This is a genomic window from Nocardia lasii (genome assembly GCF_042658545.1).
In the GTDB taxonomy this organism is placed as follows: Bacteria; Actinomycetota; Actinomycetes; order Mycobacteriales; family Mycobacteriaceae; genus Nocardia; species Nocardia lasii.
Window position 1 is genome coordinate 108,248 of record NZ_JBHSQN010000015.1, and the last position, 26,337, is coordinate 134,584.

The 26,337-nt window shown below is 70.8% G+C and carries 18 protein-coding genes; 7 read left to right on the forward strand and 11 right to left on the reverse strand.

Features of this window, described 5'->3' with window-relative positions; genetic code table 11:
• Positions 1-8: 8 nt before the first annotated feature.
• From ACFP3H_RS22605 to ACFP3H_RS22615, 3 genes are all read right to left on the reverse strand, one after another.
• The gene (locus ACFP3H_RS22605; protein WP_378609004.1) at positions 9-398 is read right to left on the reverse strand and encodes a YchJ family protein; all 390 of its coding nucleotides are present in this window, start codon (positions 396-398) and stop codon (positions 9-11) included.
• Positions 399-417: 19 nt separating this feature from the next.
• On the reverse strand, positions 418-906 hold the full coding sequence (locus tag ACFP3H_RS22610) for a hypothetical protein (RefSeq protein WP_378609005.1): 489 nt from the start codon (positions 904-906) through the stop codon (positions 418-420).
• An 82-nt stretch (positions 907-988) separates the two neighbouring features.
• Positions 989-3,454, reverse strand: coding sequence for an AAA family ATPase (locus tag ACFP3H_RS22615; protein WP_378609007.1), 2,466 nt, complete (start codon positions 3,452-3,454; stop codon positions 989-991).
• 434 nt (positions 3,455-3,888) lie between these two features.
• On the opposite strand from ACFP3H_RS22615, the gene ACFP3H_RS22620 reads away from it, so the two are divergent.
• The 5 genes from ACFP3H_RS22620 (at position 3,889) to ACFP3H_RS22640 (ending at position 14,644) form a co-directional block, all read left to right on the forward strand.
• Positions 3,889-6,876 (forward strand): SWIM zinc finger family protein, encoded by a 2,988-nt coding sequence (locus ACFP3H_RS22620; RefSeq protein WP_378609008.1) that lies wholly within the window; start codon positions 3,889-3,891, stop codon positions 6,874-6,876.
• Entirely contained in the window at positions 6,873-7,973 is a 1,101-nt protein-coding gene (locus ACFP3H_RS22625; RefSeq protein ID WP_378609010.1) for an ATP-binding protein, read from the forward strand. Before ACFP3H_RS22620 ends, ACFP3H_RS22625 begins: the two co-directional genes overlap by 4 nt.
• Before the next feature lie 167 nt (positions 7,974-8,140).
• Positions 8,141-10,564 carry a DUF5682 family protein gene (locus ACFP3H_RS22630; RefSeq protein ID WP_378609011.1) on the forward strand — a complete coding sequence of 808 codons (2,424 nt, stop codon included), beginning with the start codon at positions 8,141-8,143 and terminating at the stop codon, positions 10,562-10,564.
• 88 nt (positions 10,565-10,652) lie between these two features.
• Positions 10,653-11,822 (forward strand): VWA domain-containing protein, encoded by a 1,170-nt coding sequence (locus ACFP3H_RS22635; RefSeq protein WP_378609013.1) that lies wholly within the window; start codon positions 10,653-10,655, stop codon positions 11,820-11,822.
• 548 nt (positions 11,823-12,370) lie between these two features.
• Positions 12,371-14,644 carry an ADP-ribosylglycohydrolase family protein gene (locus tag ACFP3H_RS22640; protein ID WP_378609014.1) on the forward strand — a complete coding sequence of 758 codons (2,274 nt, stop codon included), beginning with the start codon at positions 12,371-12,373 and terminating at the stop codon, positions 14,642-14,644.
• Between the two features lie 81 nt (positions 14,645-14,725).
• On the opposite strand, the gene ACFP3H_RS22645 is transcribed toward ACFP3H_RS22640, so the two are convergent.
• The 7 genes from ACFP3H_RS22645 to ACFP3H_RS22675 form a co-directional block, all read right to left on the reverse strand.
• Positions 14,726-17,245, reverse strand: a complete 2,520-nt coding sequence (locus ACFP3H_RS22645; RefSeq protein WP_417629267.1) for an ABC transporter permease — start codon at positions 17,243-17,245, stop codon at positions 14,726-14,728.
• An 8-nt stretch (positions 17,246-17,253) separates the two neighbouring features.
• The gene (locus tag ACFP3H_RS22650; RefSeq protein ID WP_378609016.1) at positions 17,254-18,024 is read right to left on the reverse strand and encodes an ABC transporter ATP-binding protein; all 771 of its coding nucleotides are present in this window, start codon (positions 18,022-18,024) and stop codon (positions 17,254-17,256) included.
• Positions 18,025-18,097: 73 nt separating this feature from the next.
• Positions 18,098-19,012 (reverse strand): beta/alpha barrel domain-containing protein, encoded by a 915-nt coding sequence (locus ACFP3H_RS22655; RefSeq protein WP_378609017.1) that lies wholly within the window; start codon positions 19,010-19,012, stop codon positions 18,098-18,100.
• A complete protein-coding gene (locus ACFP3H_RS22660) occupies positions 19,009-19,179 on the reverse strand; it encodes a hypothetical protein (RefSeq protein WP_378609018.1) in 171 nt (56 codons plus the stop codon). The genes ACFP3H_RS22655 and ACFP3H_RS22660 overlap by 4 nt, the downstream gene beginning before the upstream one ends.
• Positions 19,176-20,396: a CaiB/BaiF CoA transferase family protein gene (locus tag ACFP3H_RS22665; RefSeq protein WP_378609019.1), complete on the reverse strand. Its 1,221-nt coding sequence runs from the start codon at positions 20,394-20,396 to the stop codon at positions 19,176-19,178. The genes ACFP3H_RS22660 and ACFP3H_RS22665 overlap by 4 nt, the downstream gene beginning before the upstream one ends.
• Before the next feature lie 95 nt (positions 20,397-20,491).
• Complete coding sequence (locus ACFP3H_RS22670; protein ID WP_378609020.1) at positions 20,492-21,424, reverse strand: TauD/TfdA dioxygenase family protein; 933 nt, start codon at positions 21,422-21,424, stop codon at positions 20,492-20,494.
• Positions 21,425-21,526: 102 nt separating this feature from the next.
• Positions 21,527-22,297 (reverse strand): deoxyribonuclease IV, encoded by a 771-nt coding sequence (locus ACFP3H_RS22675; protein ID WP_378609021.1) that lies wholly within the window; start codon positions 22,295-22,297, stop codon positions 21,527-21,529.
• A gap of 116 nt (positions 22,298-22,413) precedes the next feature.
• On the opposite strand from ACFP3H_RS22675, the gene ACFP3H_RS22680 reads away from it, so the two are divergent.
• Positions 22,414-23,547, forward strand: coding sequence for a serine/threonine-protein kinase (locus tag ACFP3H_RS22680; RefSeq protein ID WP_378609022.1), 1,134 nt, complete (start codon positions 22,414-22,416; stop codon positions 23,545-23,547).
• 152 nt (positions 23,548-23,699) lie between these two features.
• The gene (locus tag ACFP3H_RS22685; RefSeq protein WP_378609023.1) at positions 23,700-25,484 is read left to right on the forward strand and encodes a serine/threonine-protein kinase; all 1,785 of its coding nucleotides are present in this window, start codon (positions 23,700-23,702) and stop codon (positions 25,482-25,484) included.
• A gap of 3 nt (positions 25,485-25,487) precedes the next feature.
• Here the strand turns inward: ACFP3H_RS22685 and ACFP3H_RS22690 are convergent, their stop codons facing one another.
• Positions 25,488-26,312: a GNAT family N-acetyltransferase gene (locus tag ACFP3H_RS22690; RefSeq protein ID WP_378609024.1), complete on the reverse strand. Its 825-nt coding sequence runs from the start codon at positions 26,310-26,312 to the stop codon at positions 25,488-25,490.
• Positions 26,313-26,337: the final 25 nt, after the last annotated feature.

Genomic DNA, 26,337 nt, shown 5'->3' on the forward strand with positions numbered 1-26,337 from the left:
TCCCAGCTTCAGCCCTGGAACGTCCCGTCGAGATACACCCACGCCCCGTCCACGCGCACGAACGTGCTCAGCTCGTGCATCGAGTCGCGCACGCCGTCGAGCTTGTAGTGGGCGATGAACTCGACCGTGCCGTTGTCGTCGAACGGGCCGCCCTGGCGGGCGCCGACGATCTCGAGGAACAGCCACCGGTGCGCCGGATCGAGGCTGAGTTCGGCCGGGCGGGTGCTCGGGTGCCAGGAGCGCAGCAGGTAGTCCACGTCGCCCACCACGTAGGCGGAATAGCGCGAACGCATCAGCGTCTCCGCCGTGGCCGCGGCCTTCTCCCCCGCCAGGATCGGCCCGCAGCACTGCGCGAAGTCCTCACCGCGTCGACACGGACACGCCGTCACATCACCCATGCCGCCTATCCTGCCCGACTCACCCGAAGGGCTGATGCGCGAGCGGCGCCAACTCCAATACCCGGGCCAACTCCCTGGTCTGGTCGCCCCAGCGGCGCAGATCGGTCACGCCCGGCGCCATCTCGTAGTCCGAATGGTGGGCGGCCCGCGACAGCGCCGCCCACAACGCCCCCACCTGCCCGGCGGCCTCGGGCCCCGCGTACACCCGCAGCGCGAGCAACTGGGCCCGCATCGGACACCGCATCAACTCCGGCGCCACCTGCGCCCACAACTGATCCACCGCCTGCTCGAGGGCCAACCGCAGAATCCACGCCACCGCCCGCGACCACACCCCGCCGGCGTCGGAGACCGATCCGTCCAGGAGGTTCTCGGCCGCCTCGAGCCGTTCGGCCACCGAGGGGCGGGGGCTGAACGCGGTCCGGTTCGGCCTACGACGATTCACCATGCCCCCGTGCGAGGGGGTACTCGCCAGGTCGGGCGCGTTCCCGGTGGTCTGGGTCGTGCCCACCGATCAGCGGTCGGTCCGGCGGTGACCGTGTACTCGCCCGCCGGCACGCGTCGGGCCCGGTTCGGTACCGGTAATCGGTCGCTCATGCGCGCACCGTGTTCGGTTCGTGAGCGCGCAGCCAGGTGATGAAACGATCGGTGTCGCTGATCAATTCGCGCATGGGCCGGTTGATCGGCACGTGCGCGCCCGCCGTGGCGTCGCGCAGGACCCCTACCAGCCAGCGGCCGCCGACGGTGCTCAGGTGTTTGTTCAGGTCGTCCACGCGCGCGCCGACGCCCATGATGGCCAGGGTGATCATGGCGCGGGTGGTGTGGGCGTTGCGCACGCGCCGCTCGACCTCCCCGTGCGCGAGTCCGGCAGCGAGGAGTTCGTGGCGAGCCTTGGCCAGTCCCGCCGCTTCGATCGCCGAGCGGCAGCAGGTGGCGACGAGTTCGTCGGCGATGGCGGCCGGGAGTTGCGGGGTGCGCAGCAGCGAGCGGGCGTCGTCGAGGTAGCGGCGCACCGGGTCGCCCGTCACCCTGACCTCCACGATCGAGCGCTCGCGACGCTGGACCTCGAGCACGGTCGCGTCGAGCTGCATCCGGCGCACGGCTTCGGCCAACCGCTCGTCGTGGGTGAACACGACGACCTGCCGGGTGCCCGCGACCTCGGCGAGGACCCTGGCCAGTCCGTCGACCTTCGCCGGGTCCATGGCCTGCACCGGATCGTCGATCATGACGAACCGGAACGGACTGTGCGCCACCGTCGCTCGCGGCAGGAACAGCGACAGGCCCAGCGCGTGCAGTTCGCCCTGACTCATCACCCCCAGCGCCGCACCGTCCACCTCGTCGACGGTGACATCGAGCAGCACCCGTCGCGCCGTCCCCGCACTGCCCTGCAAGCGGATCGCGCCGAGTTCCACATTGCTCTGCTGGCGCAGCGTGCTCCACACCCACCGCGCCGTGGTCTCCAGGGGACGCATCCGCTCGCCCCGGATGGTGGCGGTCGCGGCTTTCAGCCAGTCGGCCGCTTTCTTCACGACGCGCAATTCACCGGCGTGGTCGGCGACCGTGCGGGCGGGATCGAGCCAGGCGAGAACGCGCGGGACCAGCGGCGACCAGACGGCGTCGAGGCGTTCCAGCTCGGTGCGGGTATCGCGGTGCAGGGCAGCGAGTTCCGCCGTGAGCGCGGCGTGGATGGTGCGTAGTCGCGCCGGCAGGTGATCGTCGTAGTCGGCTGTTTCGAGGGCGGACCATTGCGACCACCGCCGCGCGACCACCAGGCGCTGCTTCGCCAGCGAGTACGTGCCGCCCTGCCCGCTCTCCGGGTTGCCTGCCCCGGCCGCCGGGTGGTGCGCTGCGGCCGGACTCGATACCCCGAGGAGTTCCGCCGGTACATCGGTGAGGAGCGCGCCCACCGCGGCGAACGCGGTGTCGAATTCCGTGCGGGCCGCCTGGAAAGCGGCGAGTTCTGTACTGCGGTGCGCGATTTCGGCGTCGGCGGCGGTGAGCCACGCGGTGTCGAGAGCACCGCGCCCGCACACCGGGCACGGGCATTCACCGCTGGTCGTGACGTGTTCTCTTGCGCGCGTGAGCAATTCGAGCACGCGCAGATCGCCCTCGGCGTCGGAGGTGGCGTGGCGGGCCAGGCGTGTGGCCGCTTCGGCGAGCCGGTCCGTCGTCGCGGCGACCTGTGCGGGCGCGGGCAGGTGCAGGCGCAGGATCGCGCGAAGTCCTTCCGGCCCGTCGATGCCAAGGACCGAGTCGGCTACGGCAGCGGCGACCGCGTCGAGGTCGGGTTCCGGCGTGCGTAGGAGTTCGGCCACCCCACGGGCCCGGTCGTCATCGGCCTCGTCGAGCTCGACCAGCAGGTCGGCGCGAGACTGGCGCGAATCCTTCACGGCCCGTTCGAGTTCCAGTTTGCGCAGGCGGATCTGTTCGGCGGCGGCGGCCAGCTCATCGAGGCCGAGCAGGCGATGCAGCGCGTCGAACAGGTCGCTCGGTTTGCCGTCGACCAGGGCGCCGAGTTCGCTGTAGGACAGGAACGGGCGATACAGATCCAGCCGCTGCCGTTGCCCGCGCGGGTCCACCGGGGTGGCGGGCTCGGATCCGCGCCGCTCGGTCCAGCGCGCGTCGGCGAGTTCGTCGTCGGCGTTCCAGGTGGTGGCGAGGCGAAGCTGGGGATCTGTTCCGGCGGTGAGCAATTCGAGGTCGATCCGCGCAATATCGGGTTCGTGCAGATTGCGCCACCCCTCCCGCCACGCGATCGAGCGCCCGTCCCAGCGCCGGTTCCCGCCGGTCAACGCGAACTCCGCCGCCTCGGCGAAACTGGACTTCCCGCTGCCGTTGCGCCCGACCACCAGCGTCAGGCCGGGCCCCGGATTCAACCGCAGGGTCGCCGCGGGGCCGATCCCACGAAAACCCTGCACCGTGATCGAGCGGAGGAAGACGCCGGTGTCGCCGGAATCCGTTGCGTCGGAATCACTGTCGACGGCCGCGAGCGCCGCGAGCACGCACGCCGCGACCCGGTCCTCCACAGCCGGGTCGGCGGCGAGCTCGCGCGCGACCATCTCAGCGATCCGATTCGCTGGTTGCGAACACACTGCGACTTCCCCCTTCGCGCCCCCGCGACATCGTGGCGATCCTCGGCGCAAACGCTACCCGATCGCCGAGGGTTCGCCCAGGGGATGCGCGGGGCCCCAGCGAATCTGCCCGCGGGAGTGGAATGGTCATCGATATGCCACGGCGGGCCCTCGATGTCCACCCCTCGCCCACCCCGGCGGGCAGCTCGATGAGGTGTTCACACCCGCGTTACGCTGCGTCGAGCAGCACGGGCGGTCCGGGCGGAGCCGAACAGGTCAGAATTCCAGATATCGACGTTCATGGCAAGTGCGCCGTCACGAAACTTCCGCCGCACCAGCGTCTTCCAGGCATTTCGTCCGCGCGGACGCTACTTGTCGGTGGGGTGGAGTAGATATTTCCGCATGACGGAACGGGGGAATCGATGACCGAGCACCGCACACCGTGGACCGAGGATCAGGTCCGCGCGCTGGCGCCCGATGCGAGCTCGCTGGCTGCCGCGCGCAAGCTGGCCGGTCGCTGGCGCGACACCGGCACCACCGGGCACGCGGTATGGGGACTGTGTCAGGGCAGTGGGGCCAAGCCGTATCAGGCGATCGTCGATCTCGACGGACCCGCGTACAAGTGCTCGTGCCCGAGCCGCAAGTTCCCGTGCAAGCACGCGCTGTCGCTGTTGCAGACGTGGTCGAGCGGTGCGGTCCCCACCGTCGAGGAGCCGGCTGATTTCGCGGCCGAGTGGTTGGCGGGCCGGGCCGCGAAGGCTGCCGCACCGCCCAAGGCCAAGGCCGCGGCCGCCCCGTCGCAGGCCACCGTGGAGCAGCGGCGCGCGCGGGTGTCGGCCGGGCTGACCGAGCTCGAGGTGTGGTTGACCGACCAGATCCGCACCGGCCTGGCACAGGTCGACCGATCGTTTGCCGCCTACGAGTCGATCGCGGCCCGCATGGTCGACGCGCAGGCGCCGCGAATCGCCGAGGCTCTGCGCCGGTTGCCGAGCGCGGTGGTCACCACCGAGCACTGGCCCGAATTGCTGGTCCGCGAGTACGCGCGCCTGCACCTGCTCGTCCTCGCGCACCGCCGCCTCGACGCGCTGCCCGAGCCGATCCAGGCCGGCATCCGCACCCACATCGGCTACCCCGTGACCGCCGATTCCGTGCTGGCCGAACCGGCGGTGCGGGACCGCTGGCTGGTACTCGGTATGCGGGTCAGCGAGGAGGAACGGGTGCACACCCGCCGCACCTGGTTGCGCGGACGCGCCAGTGGGCGCTGGGCCCTGCTCATCGAACATTCCTTCGCCACCCCGAATTTCACCGGCGAGGTGCCCGCGCCCGGCAGCGAGGTGGACGCCGACCTGCACTACTACCCGGGTGCGGCGCCCCTGCGCGCCCACTGGGGCACTCGCCACGGTGCGCCCGAACCGTTCACCACCCTCCCCGGCGACGGCACGACCATCGAGGCCACCCTCGACGCCTACGCCGACGCCCTCGGCGCGGACCCGTGGTTGCGTTCCTGGCCCGCGCTGCTGTCGGAGGTGGTGCCGACCATCGACGAGAACGGTTGGCAGCTCGTCGCCGCTGACGGCACCGCGCTACCGCTGGCCCCCGGTATTCACCCGTGGCGGTTGATCGCCGTGGCGGGCGGGCACCCGGTGACGGTCTGCGGAGAATGGCGAGCCGACGGGTTCGACCCCGTCTCGGTGTTCGCGGCGGGCGAGATCAGCGACCTGGAAACCGAATTCCCCGTCGAAACCGCCGCGACCCCGGCCATGGCCGAACTCGTCTCGGTGGCCCTGCTCGGCACCGCCCGCCGCAGCGCCGACGGCGTACACCTCGACGACGCCGTCGCCACCGCGGTCCCCCAGCATGCCGGCGAACCCGCCACCCGCCTGCTCCACACCGCCGCCCTCCACGACCTCTACCTGCGCGGCGGCCGCCTCCCCCACACCGCCGCGAAACCCGAACCCGCCGTGGACGATCCACGCCCCCTGCTCCCCCGCCGCGCGGCCGACCGCCTCAGCCGCCTGCTCACCGCCAAATCCCCCTTCCTCCCCGAATGGTTCACCGCGGCAGCACCGTCCGACTTCCGCCTCCCCGACGCCCTCTGCGTGCAAGCCCTCACCGCCGCCTCCGACGCCACCCTTCGCGCACCTCTCCTGCGCCTGGCCGGTCGCCGTGGCCGCTGGCTCGCCGCCCGCAACCCGGCCTGGACGAAACTGGTCGACGAGTTCCCCGCAGACGCGCCGAGTTCGGCGACCCAGGCACTCACGCGCACAGCAGAAGCGCCCACCGACACCAGCTCACCCGGCGGTATCGCTGTCACAGCGGAGATCGATCCCGGTGTGACGGCCGACTTCGCGCCCAGCTCGGAACTGCCGGGGGCCGAGGAGGTTTGGTTGTTCGGTACTTCGGGCGAGCGCAAGGAGTGGTTCGCGCGGGCGCGCGGTGTCGATCCGGGCGCGGCCCTGGCCGTGTTGGCTGCGGCGTGGCCCAAGGAGTCGGGTCAGGTCAAGGCGGAACTGCTGTTGCTGCTCGCCGACGGGTTGAGTTCGGCGGACGAGGAACTGCTCGAGCGGGCGCTCGACGACCGGCGCGGCGATGTGCGTCGCACGGCCGCCACCCTGCTGAACAGGCTGCCCGGCGCGGACTTCGGTCGGCGGATGTCGACGTTGGTGGCGTCCTGGATCGAGGTCGGCGCGGACGGCGTCGTCGAGGTGCGGGTGCCCGAGGAGATCGACGCGCAGGCCCGTCGCGACGGGATCACCGATGCCACCGACCAACCGAAGCTGCGCTGGGACAGCCAGGATTCGACGATCAAGACCCTGCATCAGGCGATCGCCGCCACACCGCTGTCCGCGTGGGCGCCCATCGTGCGCGCCCCGGTCGAACAGACCCCGAGCATCGCGCTGAACCTCACCCTGCCGCCCCGCTACGCGAAGGCGATCGTGGACGGCTGGGTCGACGCCACCCTCGCCCAACACGACACCGCGTGGGCGCGGGCCCTGTTCGCCCACGCCACCCCGACCGAGCAGGCCGTGCTGCGACGACGCGAACTGTTCACCCTGCTCGACCCCGCCGACCGGATCGAGCACGTCCTCGATCTCGACGCCCACCAGCTCAACGAACTGCACGCGATCCTGCCCGGTCTCGACCACCCGTGGCCCGAACCCGTGGCCGCCCACGTCCTCGGCCTGCTCGGTGCGCGCGCCCGCACCACCGCGCGCCAACAGCACTCGGGCGCGGGCGTGTACACCGACCGCGCGCTGCTCACCGCGGCGAGCGTCCACCTGCCCGTCAGCCTGGCCCCGCGCGTCACCGCGCTCGCCGACACCACCGAGGACCCCGCCTGGCAACAGGCCTTCCACCGACTCGCCCACGATCTCACCGACCGCGCCACCATGCTCGAGGAGCTGCGATGACCATCACCGAACCGTCCACCACCCTGCTGCGCCCGCACGCCGAACAGGCCTTCGCCGACGAACTGGCCGCGCTGGCCCGCGTCGACGACCGGGTGCGCCCGCCGTCGTGGAAGCTGTCGCCGTGGGCGGTGGTCACCTACATCCTGGGTGGCACCCTCGACGACGGCACCGTGATCACCCCCAAGTACGTCGGCCCGCGCCGGCTCATGGAGGTCGCGGTCGCCACCCTGACCACCGACCGCGCCCTGCTGCTGCTCGGCGTGCCCGGCACCGCCAAAACCTGGGTGTCGGAACATCTCTCGGCCGCGATCAGCGGCGAGTCGACCCTGCTCGTGCAGGGCACCTCCGGCACCGCCGAGGAGGCGATCCGCTACGGCTGGAACTACGCCCGCCTGCTCGCCGAGGGCCCCAGCGACGCGGCCCTGGTCGCCTCCCCGGTGATGACCGCCATGCGCACCGGCGCCATCGCTCGCATCGAGGAACTCACCCGCATCCCGTCCGACGTGCAGGACGCGCTGATCACCATCCTGTCGGAGAAGACCCTGCCCGTGCCCGAACTGGGCGCGGAAGTACAGGCCGCCAAGGGTTTCAACGTCATCGCCACCGCCAACGACCGCGACCGCGGCGTGAACGACCTGTCCTCGGCCCTGCGCCGCCGGTTCAACACCGTGGTGCTGCCGCTGCCCGCCGACGAGGACTCCGAGGTCGCGATCGTGAGCCGCCGGGTCGAACAGCTCGGCGCCGCACTGGAACTGCCGACCGTGCCCGCCGCCGCCGAGGAGGTCCGCCGCGTGGTGCGGGTCTTCCGCGAACTGCGCTCGGGCGTCACCGCCGACGGCCGCACCAAACTCAAGTCCCCCTCCGGCACCCTCTCGACCGCCGAGGCCATCTCGGTGATCACCAACGGCCTCGCCCTGTCCGCCCACTTCGGCGACGGCGTCCTGCGCGCCTCCGACATCGCGGGCGCCGTCCTCGGCTCGGTCATCAAGGACCCGGTGGCCGACACCGTGATCTGGACCGAATACCTCGAGGCCGTCGTCCGCGAACGCCCCGACTGGGCCGACTTCTACCGCGCCTGCCGCGAGATCTCCCACTGACCCACCACCGCCGGGGCGGACGGACCACACCACACATGGGGTTTTCGATGAGCGACCAACCGGGCCGAGCCCGACCACCACAACCCACCCGCACACCAGCCGACCCGGCGACCGAGGCCGACCAGCACCAACCCGCCCGATCGCGGAACGACGCCGGGCTCCGAACCATGACCGCCACCCTCCCCGATGCCGATGCGCGCGTGCCCGTCGACATCGATGCCGAGACGGGCGCGGTCGCCGAAGCGGGCGCGGTCACCGAGACCGGCGCGATCACCGAGACCGGCGCGATCACCGAAGCGGGTGTCGGCTCCACGGGACCCGGGTCTGCGGAGGCGCTACCCGTCACGCGGGTCTTCGGTATTCGGCATCACGGGCCGGGTTCGGCGCGTTCCCTGCGCCACGCCCTCGAGGAGTTCGCGCCCGACGCCATCCTCATCGAAGGTCCCGCCGACGCAGATCCGCTCGTCGGGTTCGTAGCCGCCGACACGATGACCCCACCCGTCGCCCTGCTGGCCTACGTCCCGGATTCGCCTGCGCGCGCGGCCTTCTGGCCCTTCGCGGTGTTCTCCCCGGAGTGGCAGGCCCTGCGCTACGGCGTCGAACACGCGGTTCCGGTCCGCTTCTGCGACCTGCCCGCCGCGAATGTCCTCGCCGCCGAGGACGACACCCGCACCGGCAGCGGCGACCCCCTCGCCGCCCTGGCCTCGGCGGCGGGCTACGACGACGCCGAACGCTGGTGGGACGCCGTCGTCGAATCCGTCCCCGACAGCGCCGCTTTCGACGCCATCACCGAAGCCATGACCGCCCTGCGCGAGGACGCCACCCACCACACGGCGGCGACCGTCGACCTCGACCTCCCGGTATCCGATCAGGACGACCCGGACGGCACCCGGCTCGTGGTCGATCAGCACACCCTGCGGCGTGAGGCGCACATGCGGCAGGTGATGCGCCAGGTTCTCAAGGGCGGGGCGAAGCGGCTGGCGGTGGTGTGCGGGGCCTGGCACGCGCCCGCGCTGGTCGGCCCGCTGGGGCCGGCCGCCCCGGACGCCCGGCTGCTCAAGGGGTTGCCGAAGACGAAGGCGGCGCTGACCTGGGTGCCGTGGACGCATTCGCGGCTGGCGTCGGGGTCGGGGTACGGGGCGGGCGTCACCTCGCCCGGCTGGTACCACCACCTGTTCACCGAGACCGAACGTCCGGTGGCGCGCTGGCTGACCAAGGTCGCGGGCGTGCTGCGCGCCCATGATCTGCCGGTGTCGAGTGCGCACATCATCGAGGCGGTGCGCCTGGCCGACACCCTCGCGGCCCTGCGCGGCAGACCGCTGCCGGGACTGTCCGAGGTCACCGAGGCCGTGCGGTCGGTGATGTGCGGTGGCGACGAGACCATGGTGCGCCTGGTCGTCGACGAGCTCGTGGTCGGCGAAACCCTCGGCGGCGTCCCGGAAGACACCCCGACGGTCCCCCTGGCGGCCGACCTGCGCGCGCGCAGCAAGACCCTGCGCCTCAAGCAGGAAGCCCTCGCCCGCACCCTGGACCTCGACCTGCGCAAGGAACGCGACGTCGAACGCTCGCACCTGCTGCACCGGCTGCGCCTGCTCGGTATCGACTGGGGCACGCCCACCACCGGCGAGGTCCGCAGCACCGGCACCTTCCGCGAAACCTGGACGCTGCGTTGGGAACCGGAATTCGAGGTCGGCATCGTCGAGGCCGCGGTCTGGGGCACCACCCTGCGCACCGCCGCGGAGACGAAGATCCTCGACACCGCGAGCCGCGACGATGTCACCGTCACCGCACTGGCCGACGCGCTCGAAACCGCTCTGCTCGCCGACCTCGGCGGTGCCACCGACGGCCTGATCACCCGGCTCGAGGCGGCCGCCGCCCTCGACCACGATGTCACCCACCTGCTCGGCGCCCTGCCCGGCCTGACCCGCACCCTGCGCTACGGCGATGTGCGCGGCACCGACACCAAGGCGCTGGTCCACGTCGCCGACGGCCTGCTGGTGCGGATCTGCGCCGGCCTGCCCGGTGCGGTCACCGGCCTCGACACCGACGCCGCGCAGGCCCTGCGCACCCAGATCGACGCCGCCCACACCGCCATCAGCACCCGCGACGACGAGCACGCCAGCACCGAGTGGCTGGCCACCCTGCAACGCATCGCCGACCGCGACGACGTGCACGGCGCGATCGGCGGCCGCGCGGTGCGCCTGCTCTGCGACGCCGAACGCATCGACGACACCGAATCCGCCCGCCGCCTGGCCGCCGCCCTGTCCATCGGCAACACCCCCGCCGCCAAGGCCGCCTGGATCGACGGCTTCCTCGGCGGCCGCGGCCTGCTGCTGGTCCACGACCGAGAGTTGTTGCGCCGCATCGACGAATGGTTGCGCGCACTGCACGAGGACCAGTTCGTCGCCACCCTCCCCCTGCTGCGGCGCACCTTCGGCTCCTTCGAATCGGGCGAACGCCGAGCCATCAGCCAGGCCCTGCGCGACACCGGCTCGGCCCCGAGAACTGCCGCCGCCCCGACCGCTATCGATCCGGCCCGCGGCCGACGCGCCCTCCGCGCCGCCACCACCATCCTCGGCGCCGCCGGATGAGTACCCCGCCCAGCTACCCGCCCACCCGGACCGTGGCGCCCAGCCCCCGCATGTCCCGGCACCCCGCGCGACTCTCAGGAGCACCCGTATGACTTCCGCCGACGAAACCCACTCCCGCCGTTGGCGGCTCGTCCTCGGCACCGCCGCCGAGGAGCAACTCGGCGGCCTGTCATCCGGCGCCGACCAGGCCATGGACCAAGCTCTATCGGCTCTCTACAACACCGGCGAAGCGGGCGGATCCACGAAAAGGTCCGGCGGACTGGGTGGTTCGGCACCGCGAGTGGCGCGCTGGCTCGGCGATATCCGCACCTACTTCCCCGCGACCGTGGTCGAGGTGATGCAGCGCGACGCCGTGCAGCGGCTCAACCTCACCCAGTTGCTGTTGGAACCGGAACTGCTGGAGTCGGTCGAGCCCGATGTGCACCTGGTCGGCACCCTGCTCGGACTCAACCGGGTGATGCCCGAAACCACCAAGGCCACCGCCCGGATGGTGGTGGAGAAGGTGGTGCGCGAGATCGAACAGCGGATCGCCGCCAAGACCGTCGCCGCGGTCTCGGGCGCCATCAACCGGGCCGCGCGCACCCACCGCCCGAAACTGCGCGATATCGATTTCAACCGGACCATCCGCAAGAATCTCGCCAACTACCTGCCCGAACACCGCACCATCGTGCCCGAACGCCTGGTCGGCTACGGGCGCAAGTCGCAGTCGATCCAGCGCGATGTGGTCCTGGCCATCGACCAATCCGGTTCGATGGCCGCCAGCGTCGTCTACGCCTCGGTCTTCGGGGCGGTCCTGGCGTCCATGCGGTCGCTGAAGACCTCGCTGGTCGTGTTCGACACCGAGATCGTCGACCTCACCGAGCACCTCAGCGATCCCGTCGACGTCCTGTTCGGCACCCAGCTCGGCGGCGGCACCGACATCAACCGCGCCATCGCCTACTCCCAAACCCTGATCACCCGCCCCACCGACAGCCTGTTCGTGCTCATCTCCGACCTCTACGAGGGCGGCGTGCGCGACGAGATGCTGCGCCGCTGCAACGCCATGAAGGAGGCGGGCGTCCAGGTGGTCGTGCTGCTGGCCCTGTCCGACGAAGGCGCCCCCGCCTACGACCACGACAACGCCGCCGCCCTGGCCGCCCTCGGCATCCCCGCCTTCGCCTGCACCCCCGACAAATTCCCCGACCTGCTCGCCACCGCCCTCGACCGCGGCGACATCACCCACTGGGCCGACACCAACGCCCCGGCCGTCCGCACCTGACCGACGCGCCGGCACCGCCCGGCCCAATGCCCGGCCGACGCGGAAGTCTCCGCACCTGACACCGGAGCCCGACACCGAGGCCACCGAGCACCAGGCACCAGGCACGGGGCACGGGGCCACCGAGCACCGAGCACCGGGCACGGGCACGGGCACGGGCACGGGCACGGGCACCGAGCACGGGCCACGGGCACGAGCACCGGGCACCGGGCACCGGGCACCGGGCACCGAGCACCGGGCACCGGGCCACGGGCACCGAGCACCGGGCACCGGGCACCGAGCACCGGGCACCGAGCACCGGGCACCGGGCACCAAGCACCGGGCACCGAGCACCGGGCACCGAGCACCGAGCACCGAGCACCGGGCCACGGGGCACCAAGCACCGGGCACCGGGCACCGGGCACCGGGCACCGGGCACCGGGCACCGGGCACCGGGCACCGGGCACCGGGCACCGGGCACCGGGCACCGGGCAGAGCGTCCGACTCCGACGCGTGTCGTGTCGCGGCCAACTAGGCTGCCAACCATCAGGTTCGGTGGACGGGGTGAGGCGATGTTGCGGCGCGGGGCGGTGTTCGCCGGGTTCGTCATCGAGCGCGAACTGGGACGCGGCGGGATGGGAGCGGTCTACGCGGCCAGGGATCGCAGGCTGCCGCGCCTGACCGCGTTGAAGTTGATGCACCGGGACCTGTTCTCCGACTTCGAGATCCGGGCCAGGTTCGAGCGCGAGGCCGACCTGGTCTCCCAGCTCGACCACCCCAACATCATCACCGTCTACGACCGCGGCATGGAGGCCGAGCGGCTGTGGATCGCGATGCAGTTCGTCGACGGGGTCGACGCGTCGGCGGTTCCGGTGCGCGAGTTCGGGATCCACCGGATCGGCCAGATCCTCACCCAGACCGCGAGCGCCCTGGACTACGCCCACCGCCAGGGCGTGCTGCACCGCGACGTGAAACCCGCCAACATCCTGCTCTCCCGCACCGCGGGCGTCGGCGCGGGCTTCGACGAGCGCGTGGTCCTCACCGACTTCGGCATCGCGAAACTCCTCGACGACGCCGGCGGCCTCACCCGCACCGGCCAGTTCACCGCCACCCTGGCCTACGCCTCCCCCGAACAGCTCAGCAGCGCCCCCATGGACGGCCGCAGCGACCAGTACTCGCTGGCCTGCACGGTGTTTCGCCTGCTCACCGGCACCGGCCCCTTCGACGCCCCCAATCCCGCCACCGTCATGCTCGGCCACCTCAACGCCCCACCACCGGCCGCGAGCACCCGCCGCGCCACCCTGTCCACCGCCGTGGACAAGGTCCTGTCCAGGGCGATGGCCAAGGACCCCGCCCACCGCTTCCCCACCTGCACCGCCTTCGCCACCGCCCTCACCGAGGCCCTGCACCACCGCCGATCAGCACCCGGCTCCGGCTCCTTCCCCGGGCTCGACCTCGTGGCATCGCACATCCCCGAACCACCGCGCGACCGCCACGGCCCGCCCGTCTCCGGCCAGACGCTCGCCGAGTCCGGGCCCGACACCGCCGTCCCGGTCCAGGTCGCCGCGCCTCGACGCACCGCCCGCACCGAGGCACCGCACATTCGCCCCGACGCGGCCTCGGCACCGGTCACCGAGCCTCAGCGCGGCAGCACCCCTGCTGAGACGCCCTCCGGCCCGAGCCCGGTCGTGTCCCACCGCACCGCCGCCCCGGTCTGGCGCGAGGCCGTCCACGGCTGCCTGCTCGGCGGCGCGATCGGCGACGCCCTCGGCGCCCCGGTGGAAACCCGCTCCCTGCACCAGATCCGCGCCGAATTCGGCCCCGCCGGACTCACCGACATGACCCCGCTGCGCATCTCCGAGGAAACCCAACTCACCGCTTTCACCGTCGAAGCGCTGATCCGGGGATCTGTGCGCGCCAGGGCCAAGGGCATCGGTGGCGCGACCATGGGTCTGCTCCAGCAGGGCATGCTCGTGTGGCTCGGTGGGCAGGTCACCGATCTGCCCGCCCAGCCCCACACCCTGCACAGCGCTCTGCGCGCCTACCCCGCACTGACCGAACAACGCGGCGTGGCCCATTCGGTCTACGCCGCCCTGCGCCACGCCGCGCACCGCCGCGCGCCCACTGCCCCGCTCGGCACCCGCGAGCACCCGATCAACCGCTCCAAGGGCAGCGGCGCGGTCATGCGCGCGGCCCCGTGCGGATTCGGTTACGCCGCGGACAGATCCGGTGCTGTCACCGACACCATCTTCGAATTGGGTTGCGACGCTGCCGCACTCACCCACGGACACCCCAGTGGCTGGCTTCCGGCGGGCACCCTGTCCGCGCTGATCTACCAGCTCGCACGCGGTGCCGACACCCCCACCGCACTCGCACGCGCGCACGAGGAACTGTCGAACTACCCGAACCACGAGGAAACCTCGGCAGCCCTCAACGCCGCACAGCGCCTCGCCGCGCGCATCGACCGCGAACGGCGTTACCCCACAGCCGAAGACGTCGAATCCCTCGGCCGAGGCTGGATCGGCCCCGAAGCCCTCGCGATCGCCGTCTTCGCCACCCTCGCCGCCGAGAACCTCGGCGGCGCACCCCACGAGATCGTCCGCACGGGACTGCTGTTGTCGGTCAACCACTCCGGCGACAGCGACGCCACCGGCTCCCTGGCCGGCAGCCTGCTCGGCGCCCGCTACGGCCACACCGCGCTGCCGCGCCGCTGGGCGAACACCGTCGACGTGCGCCCGGTCCTCGACCTCCTCGCCGCCGACTACTGCACCGAATTCGGCCTCACCCCACCCGTGGACGCCCACGGTCAGCCCACCGACGATTGGCGCGACCGCTATCCCGCGTGAGCGTTTCCGTACACCCCCGGAAACGCGAAATCCGGTGTCATCGTGCGAAAGATGCACGGTGACACCGGATTCCGACGATCACTACAGGTCGGCGATCGCCGCCAACGGTGGCGTCCGCGCGGCCCGCACGCCCGGCCACACCGCCGCCAGCACACCCACCACGCCCGAGGCGATCAGCACGATCACCAACTGCGACCACGGGATGGTGATCTGGTCGATGCCCATGTCACGCAGGGTGCGCAGGAAGCCGACGCCCAGCGCGATGCCGAGCACCAGGCCCACGATGGCACCGAAGATGGCGATCAGCATGGATTCGAGGTAGATCGTGCGCCGCACCTGGGCACGCTGGGTGCCGACCGCGCGCAGCATGCCGATCTCGCGCCGCCGCTCCACCACCGACAGCGCCAGGGTGTTGATGATGCCGAGCACCGCGATCACCACCGCCAGCGCGAGCAACCCGTAGAGGATCGCGAGCAGGGTGTTGATCTGCTGACCCTGCGCGCCCTTGAACTGCTCGTGGTCTTGGACCTGCACCACCACGAACGGCTCGGTGGCCTTCTCGAGATTCGCCCGCATGGCGGTGAGGTCGGTCCCCGGCGCGGCCTTGACCAGCACGAAGATATTGGTCCGCAGACTCTGCGGCATCAACTGTTCGTACACCCCGGAGTCGACCACCATCGGTCCGAGCAGCGCCGAATTGGCGTAGACGCCGGCGACGGTGAGCTCGAGCTGTTTCTTGTCGAGGCTGGTGATGCCGACCTTGTCGCCGACCTTCCAGCCCTTCTCCTGCGCCTTGGTCTCGTCGACGAGCATCCCGCCCGCGGGCACGGTGCTCGTCCCGCTGAGCATGTCGATGTCCATCACCGGGTCGATGGGCCCGTCCAGCGAGGTGGCGCCGACCTGGTCGCCGTCGACCTCGAAGGCCACCACCCGGATCCCGGTCACGTCGCTGATGCCCGGCACCTGCGTGCGCACCGCGTCCACCGCGCCGATCGGCGCGCCGATCATCTGCGGTCCGGCGAGCACGTATTCGGCCTTCACGCCCCGGTCGATGAGCACCCCGACGCTGGTCTTGGCCGACGCGCCGAGAATGCCGATCGCCGAGACCAACATCAGGCCGAGGGTGAGCGCGAACGCCGTCGCCGCGGTCCGGCGCGGGTTGCGCACCGCGTTGTTGCGCGCCATCTGCCCGATCGCGCCGAACGGCTTGGTGAGCACCCCGAGCACGACCACCATCGGCCGCGACAGCGCGGGCGCGGCGAGCAGCACCGCCAGGATCAACGCGAGCGCGCCGACGCCGACGGTCACCGCCGAGCCCTTGCCGGTGCCCTGCGCGCCGAGGAATACCAGCACCCCGCCGACCACGGCCATCACCGCGCCGACGATCGTGCGCAGGCGCAGCGAGTCACCCGCGCTGGCGAATTCGGAGCGCATGGCCTCCACCGGCGGCACCTTCGCGGCCCGGCGAGCCGGCGCGTAGGCACTGGCCACGGTGACGGTGAGACCCACCACCAGCGCGACGATCGCGGTGCGCGGCAGCACCGTCAGCGAACCGGTGGGCAGGCCGAGATCGAACGCGTTGAGCAGCGCGGACAACCCGTAGGCCAGACCGATACCGGCGGCCAGACCGATCGCACTGCCGATCAGGCCGATCACGATGGCCTCACCGACCACCGAGCGCCCGACCTGTTGACGGCTGGCGCCGATCGCCCGCAGCAGCGCGAGTTCGCGCAGGCGCTGGGCCACGATCATGGAGAAGGTGTTGTAGATGATGAACGTGCCGACGATCAGCGCGATGGCGCCGAAGGCGAGCAGGAAGTAGTTGATGAAGGTGAGCGCCTCGGAGATCTCCTTCTTCATGTCCTCGCGGACCTCGTCGGAGTTCTGCACCTTGTAGTTGGGCAGCCCGGCGGCGAGCTGATCGCGCAGCGCGTCGGGCGAAACCCCCGGCGCCGCGGCGATATCGGCGTAGGCGACGTGCGAGCCGTCGGTGAACAGCTTGCGGCCCTGCGGTTCGGTGAACATCACCGCGACCACGCCACCGCCCTCGGCGCCCGGCATCTCGTAGATGCCCGACAGCGTCACCTCGAACGGCTCACCCTTGGACGGGATGAGCACCTTGGTCTTGTCACCGACCTGCAATCCGGCCTTCTCGGCGCCGCCGGAGTTGAGCGCGATCTCGCCGGTCTGCGTCGGCGGAGCACCGGCCACGAACTTGTCCGGCTCGCCCACCGCCTTGTCCGGCGGCAGGTAGGACAGCCCGAAACTCGGTGCGCCACCGGTCTGCACGGCCTTCTTGCCCTCGGGATCGAGCAGCACCACCGGCCCGTTCACCGCGGGCGCGACCCGGGCGACCCCCTCGGTCTTGGCCAGCGCGTCGACGATATTGGTCGGCAGACCCAGCGACTGAGTGTTGGCCGGGCCCACGCGCACGTCCACGCCACGGGCTTGGCCTTCGAAGATGCCGTCGAAAGTGCGCTGCAACGTATCAGTGAACACGAACGACCCGGAAATGAACGCGGTACCGAGCACCACGGACAACAGAGTCAGAACCAAGCGCACCTTGTGCGCGGCAAGGTTGCGCAACGCAACCTTGCGCATAGGAGAACTCATCGGGTCTCCAGCGCCTTCATCCGGTCGAGGATCGAATCCTGGGTCGGCTCGCGCAGTTCGTCGACGATGCGACCGTCGGCGAGGAACACGACCCGGTCGGCGTAGGCGGCCGCGCGCGGATCGTGGGTGACGATCACGACGGTCTGGTTGAACTCGTCGACCGAGGCCCGCAGGATCGAGAGCACCTCGCCCGAGGAGTGCGAGTCCAGGTTGCCGGTGGGCTCGTCGCCGAAGATGATCTCCGGCTTGCCGACCAGGGCGCGCGCACACGCCACCCGCTGCTGCTGGCCGCCGGACAGCTCGCTGGGCCGGTGCGAGAGCCGCTCGCCCAGCCCGAGCCGCTTGACCACGGTGTCGAGCCAGTCCTGATCGGCCTTGCGGCCCGCGATGTCCAGCGGCAGGGTGATGTTCTCGAGCGCGGTGAGGGTGGGCACCAGGTTGAACGCCTGGAAGACGAACCCGATCCGGTCGCGGCGCAACGCGGTCATCTGCTTGTCGGACAGGCCGGTGAGCGCGGTGTCGCCGATGCGGACCGTGCCCGCGCTGGCGCTGTCGAGGCCGGCCAGGCAGTGCATCAGCGTCGACTTACCCGACCCGGACGGGCCCATGATCGCGGTGAACTCGCCCTTGGCGAAATCCGCCGAGACCCCGTCGAGGGCCTTTACCTGCGTATCTCCCGATCCGTACAGCTTCACCAGGTCGACTGCTGCGGCCGCGATATCGGAGTCGGCCAGGGGCGCTTCGGTCCCCTTGTCAAGCGATGTCATGGGTCCAGTCTGTACGGCCACCATCGGTCGCGCTATCCGGGATACCCCTGATACCGCAGGTCTTACCGACCTCTCACGAACCGACGACCCACTCGAACGCCGCCGCCTTCGACCGCGCGCCCTCGAGCGCACGGGACCGATTGGGCTCCCCGAGGTCGGCCAGCAGCTCCTCGCTGAGCCCGACGAGCGCGGCCAGCGCGGCCGGGGTGAACCAGTCGGGGCGGGTCGCGAAGAGGATGTCCTCGGTGGCGGTGTTGCCGCTGGCACCGGGCGCGAACGGGCAGCCGCCGAGTCCGCCGAGGGCGCCGTCGACCATCGTCGCGCCCGCGGCGACGGCGGCCAGGGTGTTGGCCACCCCCATGCCCCAGGTGTCGTGCCCGTGGAACACGATCCGCCGGGGCGGGGTGGTGTCGCGCACGGCGCTGACCAGCGCGCTCACCTGGCCGGGATGGGCCTGACCGAGGGTATCGGCCAGCACGATGTCGGTCGCGCCCTCGGTGCGCGGGTCGCCGGCGATGGCGAGCACGCGCGCCGGATCGACCTGGCCGTCGAACGGGCAGGTGAAGGCGGTGGCCAGGCACAGCTGAAGCTCGCCACCGGCCTCGTGCGCGAGCCGGATCGCGTCGGGCATCGCGGCCACCGAGGTCTCGGTATCGCGCCCGATATTGGCCCGGTTGTGCGCGTCGGAGACCGAGAAGCAGTACTGGAAATTGCGCGCACCGGCCGCCGCGGCCTTCTCGACATGGCGTGGCGTGGCCACCCACACCCAGCATCGGGCCAGCTCGTCGGGGGTGAGCGCGGCGATCAACTCGAGCGAATTGGCCATCGGCGCCACCAGATCCGGTCGCGCCATCGACCCGATCTCGAGCGCGGGCACCCCGGCCGCGAGCAGTCCGCGCACGATCTCGAGCTTGCGTTCGACGGGCAGCACCTTGCCGGTGAGCTGCAAACCATCGCGCAGGGTCACATCGCGCAGCAGCGCGGTCATCGCCGCTGCTCGGGTTCGCGGGCGGGCACGCACATCACCCCGCCGCACGGTTTGTCGCCGACACTGGCCGGAGTCGGGTGCACCGTCGGGCGCACATGCCCCGGGCCGCGCGGTTCCCACTTGTTGCGCACCGGCGGGCGGCGCCTGCCGTGTACTCGCCTCGTCACAGTGCCTCCAGCGCGTCGATCTGATCTTCACTCATCCCGAGCAGTTCGCCGAGCACTTGCCTGGTGTGCTCGCCGAGGTCGGGGCCGACGTTGCGGATCGGCAGGGATTGCCCCCCGATCACCGGGACGATGCCACCGAACCCCACCTGCTTGGGTTCGGCCTCGCCCACGTCGACCGGGAACGTCTGGATCATATTGCGTGCGCGGTACTGCTCGTCGGCCACGATGTCGGCCGCGGTGTAGATGGGGCCGCACGGGATGGCGGCGGCGTCGAGGATCGCCAGCGCGTCGGCCCTGGTGTGCCGGATCGACCACTCCGCGATCGAGGCGTCCAGGCGTTCGCGATGGCGCCAGCGACCGTTGTTGTCGGCCAGTTCCGGGTCGGCGGCGAGGTCGGGACGGTCGATGACCTGCATGTAGCGCTGGAAAATGGCGTCGCCGTTACCGCCGATGATGATGGAGTAGCCGTCGCTGGTCGGGTAGGCGTTGGACGGCGCGATGCCCTCCATCCGCCCGCCGACCCGCTCCCGATTGATGCCGTAGGCGAGGTGGTCGGGGATCAGCGACTCCATCACCGACAGGATCGACTCGTTGAGCGCCACGTCGATGATCCGCTCCACCTGCGGCACCGGCCCCGACACCCGTTCGCGCTGGAACAGGGCCATGACCGTGCCGAACGCCGCGTAGATCCCCGCGATCGAGTCACCGATGGACACCCCGGTCCGCACCGGCGGCCGATCAGGATCACCGACCAACTCCCGCAGCCCGCCGACGGCCTCCGCGACCGCCGCGAATCCCGGCCGCTCGGCCATCGGCCCGGTCTGCCCGTACGCCGAGATCCGGGTGATGACCAGCCGGGGGTTCACCTGCTCGAGCACTTCGGGCCCCAACCCCCACTTCTCCAACATCCCCGGCCGGAAGTTCTCCAGCAGCACATCGCAGTGCGTCAGCAGATCCAGCACCACCGAGCGTCCCGCCTCGGTGCGCAGGTCGAGCACGATCGACTTCTTGTTGCGATTGACGGTCCGGTACAGCATCGAGGTATCACCCCCGTACAACCGCCAATTCCGCAGCTCATCGCCGGTCCCGGGGCGCTCCACCTTGATCACCTCGGCGCCGAAGTCACCGAGAATCCGTCCGGCGGTGGGAGCGGCGACATAATTGCCGAGTTCCAGAACGCGAACACCGTCCAACGGCCGAATACGCTTGTCCGCCACCCCGCGACTCTAGCGGGTCGCCGGGTGGCGGTCGGACGCACGTCGCGCGCGCCACGGCGACGAGGTGGTCGGGGAGTCGCCGCCGCGACCTCGACTCAACTCGCGAGCAACTCCACGTCCTCCACGATCGAGTAGTGCTCGGCGTCGCCCGTGAGCACGGTGCTGCGCTCCCCGTCAACGCCCACCGGGATGTCACCGGCAAGGGTGATCCGGGTCAGTCGACGAGGCTGGCCGTCGTAGTCGTCCACCGCGTAGTGCTGGGTGGCCCGGTTGTCCCAGATCGCCACGTCGCCGTCGGACCAGTTCCATCGCGTCGTGTTCTCCAACCGGGTGACCCGATCCTGGAACAGACGGAACAGCGCCTGCGACTCACTCGTGGACAGGCCGACGAAGTTCTTCACGAAGTGCCCGAGCAGCAGCGCCTTCTCCCCGGTCTCGGGGTGCACCCGGACCACCGGGTGCTCGGTCTCGAACAGATCCGACTCGAACTCCTGGCGGTACTCCACCGCCTTGGGCCGCACCGGCTCCACCGAGCGGGCCGCGTAGTCGTAGACGTTGGTGTGCACCGCGCGCAGGTTCTCGGCCAGCACCTGCAGCGGGGCGGGCAGGGAGTTGTAGGCCGCGACCGTGGAGGCCCAGGTGGTGGAGCCGCCGTAGGTGGGCAGGTACTCCGCGCGCAGGATCGACGCCTTGGGCACCCGGTCCACGAACGTCACGTCGGTGTGCCAGGAGTTGGCGCGGCCACGCTCGGAGTCGATGGCCAGGCTCTTCACCCCGGCCGACTTCACGGTCGGGTGCGGGGTGGTGGGCGAACCGAGCAGCTCGGCGAACGCGTACTGGCCGTCCTCGGTGAGGTGGTCCTGGCCACGGAAGAAGATCACCTTGTGCTCGTTGAGCGCGCGCCGGATCGTCGCGACGGTCGCCGCGTCCAGCTCACCCCCGAGGCGCACGCCGTCGATCCGCGCACCGATGTGGGCGCCGAGTTTGGTCACCGTCAGGGTGGGCTGGGAGGCAGTGTCGACCGTCATGGGGATCACCTTCAATTCGTTCTCGCTCGATGTGCTGTGGTTCCAGAACACCGCGAAAACGCCGCCGCAGACAGGGTTTATCTCTGGCTGATCCGAAGCCGCTCAGCCCAGGTTCTCGCGCAGATACGCCAGGTCCTCGGCGACCCCGTCGGCCGGGGTCTCCAGGATGACGGGCGCGCCCGCCGTGCGGCAGACCTCGGCCAGCAGCTGCGGATCGATGGTCCCGTCGGCGAAATTGGCGTGCCGGTCGGCGCCGGAATCGAACTCGTCGCGCGAGGAGTTCAGGTGCACCAGGTCGATCCGTCCGGTGATGGCCTTGATCCGCTCCACCACCCCGACCAGCTCCTCGCCGCCTGCCCACGCGTGACAGGTGTCGAGGCAGAAGCCCGCGCCGTACTCGCCGACCGCGTCCCACAGCCGCGCGATCGAGTCGAAGTGCCGGGCCATCGCGTGATTGCCGCCCGCGGTGTTCTCGATCAGGATCGGCACCGCGAACCCGCCCTTGTCCTGCTGACGTTCGAACAGCTTGCGCCAGTTGTCGATTCCGGTGTCGAGCTCGGCGTCGGAGCGCACGTGCCCGCCGTGCACGACCAGGCCGAACGCGCCGAGTTCGGCCGCGGCCTTCGCCTGCTGGGCCACCGCGTTGCGCGAGGGCATGCGCAGCCGGTTGTTCAGACTCGCCACATTGATCTGGTACGACGAGTGCACGACCACATCGACCGGGCTGGCCAGGATCTCGGCCGCTCTGGGGTGCGGTTGGGGTTTGTCCCAGCTCTGTGGATCGACCACGAACAGCTGGATGACCTCGGCGCCGAGCTGGTCAGCGAAGCCGATGGGGTCACTTTCGTCTCGAACGTGTGCTCCGATGCGCATGAATTGACCCTAATATCAAGCACCGACAAGTTCTGATGATGTTGCACCCCGGGTCCTCGCGGAGATACATCGGTAGAATTCGAACGGCTGCTCTGCCCTGGAGGGGGTGACTTCGCGTGTTGCGCAAAGGTGATGTGTTCGCCGGGTACACGATCCGGCGTGTGCTCGGTACCGGCGGCATGGGCGTGGTCTACCTGGCGCGACACCCCCGCCTGCCGCGACTGACCGCGCTGAAACTGCTCAGCCGCGACCTGTCCGCCGACGAGGAGATCCGCCGCCGTTTCGAACGCGAGGCCGACCTGGTCGCCCAGCTCGAGCACCCCAATATCGTCAATGTCTACGACCGCGGCGCAGAAGACGACCAGCTGTGGATCTCGATGCAGTTCGTGGCGGGCACCGATGTGGCCACCGCGGATGTGAACGTGCTGACGCCGGGGCGGGCCGTGCAGATCGTCGCCGAGACCGCCACCGCGCTGGACTTCGCGCACGCGGGCGGGGTCCTGCACCGCGATGTGAAACCGGCCAACATCCTGCTCGCCAAGCCGCCGATCGGCCGCCCGGAACGCGTGGTGCTCACCGACTTCGGTATCGCGGCGGTGCGCGACAGCGAGACCACCCTGTCCTCGGGTGACACCATCACCGCCACCCTGGCCTACGCCGCGCCCGAACACCTGGCGGGCGCCCCGCTCGACCATCGCGCCGACCAGTACTCGCTGGCCTGCACGCTGTACTGGATGCTGACCGGCTCGGTGCCGTTCCCCGGACCGAGCCCGGCCGCGGTGATCCAAGCGCATCTGAGCAAGCCGATTCCGCCGCTGCACAGCACGAGTCCCGATCTGCCCGCCACGCTCGACGCGGTGCTGGCCAGGGCGACGGCCAAGCGGGTCGAGGCGCGCTACGCCAGCTGCGCGGAGTTCGCCCAGGCCGCCAGAGCCGCCCTGTTCGCGGCCCCCGGTCCGTGGCATCACCAGCAGCAGACCGGCCCCGGCGGCGTGGTGCTGCGCGCCCGCGAGTCGTATCCGCCCGCACCGGGTTACGCACATCCCGCCGGATACCCTCAGCAGCCCTACCGCAATTCCCCGGCGCCGAACACGCCCGCCCAGCCGCATCCGCACGCACCGCGGCCCTCGACGGGCACCACCGCGATCCCGCCCCGGCGCGGCACCACGCGTCCGGGCACCATCGACTTCCCCGGCGGCCGTAACCATCCCGGCTACATCGTGCCGCCCCAACACCGCAGGCCACCGTAATGGGCGGCCGTCGGCGGACCACGGTTCGCGCGGTCGAGCACTGATAAGGTTTCGTTGATTTTCCCGTGGCGGGCAACCCCCCTGACCGCGACTTTCATGCTGTACGCCCGTGCGCTGGTGGGTCCCGGCGCGCGGCGGGAAGTGGAGCACACATGCTGGCCAACGGAGATGTCTTCGCCGGCTACGTCATCGAGCGGCAACTCGGCCGCGGAGGTATGGGTTCGGTCTATCTGGCCAAGCATCCCCGCCTACCGCGCATGACCGCGCTGAAACTACTCAACCGCGAGATGTTCTTCGATGCGGAGGTGCGGGCACGATTCGAGCGGGAGGCGGATCTGGTCTCGCGCCTCGATCATCCGAACATCGTCACCGTCTACGACCGTGGGCACGACGACGAACAGCTGTGGATCTCCATGCAGTTCATCGACGGCGTCGACGCGGCCTCGGTGGATCCGCAGACGCTGCCGCCCGCGCGCGCGTTGCAGATCGTGAAGGAGACCGCCGACGCGCTGGACTACGCGCACGGCATGGGTGTGCTGCACCGCGACGTGAAACCGGCCAATATCCTGCTCGCCCGTTCGGGCGCCGGTCGTGGCGAGCGCGTCTACCTCACCGACTTCGGCATCGCCCGCTTGCGGGACGACACCGGCCATCTCACCCAGACCGGCACCTTCACCGCCACCCTGGCCTACGCCTCGCCCGAGCAGCTCACCGGCGCCGCGCTGGATCACCGCTCCGACCAGTATTCCCTGGCGTGCGCGCTGTTCTGGCTGTTCACCGGCTCGGGACCGTTCGCGGCCACCAACCCGGCCGCGGTCATCCAGGGCCACCTCCAGCAGCCGCCGCCCGCGCTGAGCAGCGTGCGCCCCGGCCTGCCGCCCGCGCTCGACGCGGTGCTCGCCAAGGCGATGTCCAAGCGTCCCGACGACCGCTTCGACACCTGTTCGGAGTTCGCCGAGGCCGCGATCACGGCGTTGAACAATCCGAGCGCGCCCGCGTTGCCGATCGTCGGCCCGCGCCCCACCACCGGCGGCGCGATCCCGATGCCGCACCGCCCGACCACCGGCGGCGCGATTCCGCAGACCGGCCTGCCCTATCCGGTCGCCACCCAGGGCCCGATGACGGCGGCGAACCCGCTCACCGGCGGCCCGATGGGCACCGCCATGACCGGGGCGCCGATGAACACGGTGGGGCCGATGACCGGTGGCCCGATGAGCACCCAGCGCCCGCCCACCCCGACCGGTGCCGCGCCGTTCACCCAGCAGTCGCGCCCGCAGTACCAGCCGCGTCCCCAGACCGCCGCCGGGTTCGCCCAGTATCCGCAGGGCGGGCCGTCGAAGCCGAAGTCCAATACCGGGCTGATCATCGGCATCATCGTCGCGGTGCTGCTGGTGATCGTGTTGCTGATCGCGATCGGCGTCGCGGCCAGCGACGATCCGGGCTCCAAGACCCCGACGACGACCACCGTCGCGGCCGCCCCGATCACCCCGAGCGTGGAGTCGATCAGCGCCGAGTTCGGCCGGATCGTGCCCGCCAGTGCCGACGAGTCGACCGGCTACAACGGCTCCACCTGCTGGTCGGCCGATCCGAGCTCGGGCCCCGACCCCGCCGAGGGCGAACCCGATTTCGGTGCCTGGACCTACCTGTGGAGTTGCTTCGGCGGCGGTGACAGCGGCGACGACCCGTTCTACCGGATCTACGCCTTCGGTTCGGTGGCCGATCTGCAGTCGGTGATCACCAACCTGCCGACCAACACCAAGTCCACCGACACCAACGGCGGCAAGCAGTACACCAACTACAAGTTCACCGACAACGGGAACAAGATCGTCACGGTGTTCACCGGCGACCCGAACCGCGCCCAATACCTGATGTACACCGACGATTACGGCACCCCCGACGAGGTGCTGCGCTGGTGGCGGTCGGCCCCGCTGAACTGATGCTCAGGCGTCGAGCCGGTAGCGCACGAAATCGCGCACCGGCTCGAAGCCGATCTCGGCGTAGATCTTGTTCGAGGTCGGATTGTCGAGGTCAGTGAACAGGCACGCGTCGGCGCCCTCGGCGCGGATGGTGCCCGCCACGGCGGCGGTCAGCGCGCTCGCGAAACCGTTGCCGCGCTGGGCCGGTGGCGTGTAGACCGGGCCGATCCTGGCCCAGCCGAGCACCGCCTTGTGCCGGGCGACCAGGCTCGTCACCACCCCGTCGTGCTCCCACAGCCACCACAGTCGCGCCGCGATCCGGCGGCGCACGACGGTCTCGTCGAAGCGGGCCGGTTCGCCGATCTCCGCCTCGAAGGCCAGGCCCCACTCCAGGCAGATGTCGAGGTCCGCGGCGGTGGCCAACCGCGCTCGGCCCGCGACGACGGGCGGGGTGAGGGTGCCGAGCCGGAACAGTCGAGTCGAGTACAGCGCGCGGTGCGAGCCGCGGCGGGGTTCGCTCCAGTGTCGGGCGAGAGCTTTCGCGTCGCTGTCCTCACCTTCGACATCGGTCAGCGGAAGATCCCGCGCGACAAAGGCATCGACGACCGCGGCGGTGGCGCCGGTGGGCAGTTCACCGAGGTAGAGGTGTCCGCTCGCGGTGCTCTGCGCGACCCCGACGACCGCGCCGGAGTCCGCGCGCACCGCGACGAAGCGGGTGCCCGAGAACAGTCCGTGGATCTGGTTGAACACGCTCGTGGCGATCACCGTGTGGCGCAGGGGATCACGCCGAAGGAAGGGTTCGACGTCGTCGGAGAAGCGGGCCGCGTCGGTGGTGATATCGATGTGCACCACCTCGACGGTAAGCGCTCACATC

Excerpts from the sequence above, each read along its gene's own strand:
- ACFP3H_RS22605 (WP_378609004.1), bottom strand. The coding sequence starts at position 398 with ATGGGTGATGTGACGGCGTGTCCGTGTCGACGCGGTGAGGACTTCGCG.
- ACFP3H_RS22615 (WP_378609007.1), bottom strand. The coding sequence starts at position 3,454 with ATGGTCGCGCGCGAGCTCGCCGCCGACCCGGCTGTGGAGGACCGGGTC.
- ACFP3H_RS22620 (WP_378609008.1), top strand. The coding sequence starts at position 3,889 with ATGACCGAGCACCGCACACCGTGGACCGAGGATCAGGTCCGCGCGCTG.
- ACFP3H_RS22625 (WP_378609010.1), top strand. The coding sequence starts at position 6,873 with ATGACCATCACCGAACCGTCCACCACCCTGCTGCGCCCGCACGCCGAA.
- ACFP3H_RS22630 (WP_378609011.1), top strand. The coding sequence starts at position 8,141 with ATGACCGCCACCCTCCCCGATGCCGATGCGCGCGTGCCCGTCGACATC.
- ACFP3H_RS22635 (WP_378609013.1), top strand. The coding sequence starts at position 10,653 with ATGACTTCCGCCGACGAAACCCACTCCCGCCGTTGGCGGCTCGTCCTC.
- ACFP3H_RS22640 (WP_378609014.1), top strand. The coding sequence starts at position 12,371 with ATGTTGCGGCGCGGGGCGGTGTTCGCCGGGTTCGTCATCGAGCGCGAA.
- ACFP3H_RS22645 (WP_417629267.1), bottom strand. The coding sequence starts at position 17,245 with ATGCGCAAGGTTGCGTTGCGCAACCTTGCCGCGCACAAGGTGCGCTTG.
- ACFP3H_RS22650 (WP_378609016.1), bottom strand. The coding sequence starts at position 18,024 with ATGACATCGCTTGACAAGGGGACCGAAGCGCCCCTGGCCGACTCCGAT.
- ACFP3H_RS22655 (WP_378609017.1), bottom strand. The coding sequence starts at position 19,012 with ATGACCGCGCTGCTGCGCGATGTGACCCTGCGCGATGGTTTGCAGCTC.
- ACFP3H_RS22670 (WP_378609020.1), bottom strand. The coding sequence starts at position 21,424 with ATGACGGTCGACACTGCCTCCCAGCCCACCCTGACGGTGACCAAACTC.
- ACFP3H_RS22675 (WP_378609021.1), bottom strand. The coding sequence starts at position 22,297 with ATGCGCATCGGAGCACACGTTCGAGACGAAAGTGACCCCATCGGCTTC.
- ACFP3H_RS22685 (WP_378609023.1), top strand. The coding sequence starts at position 23,700 with ATGCTGGCCAACGGAGATGTCTTCGCCGGCTACGTCATCGAGCGGCAA.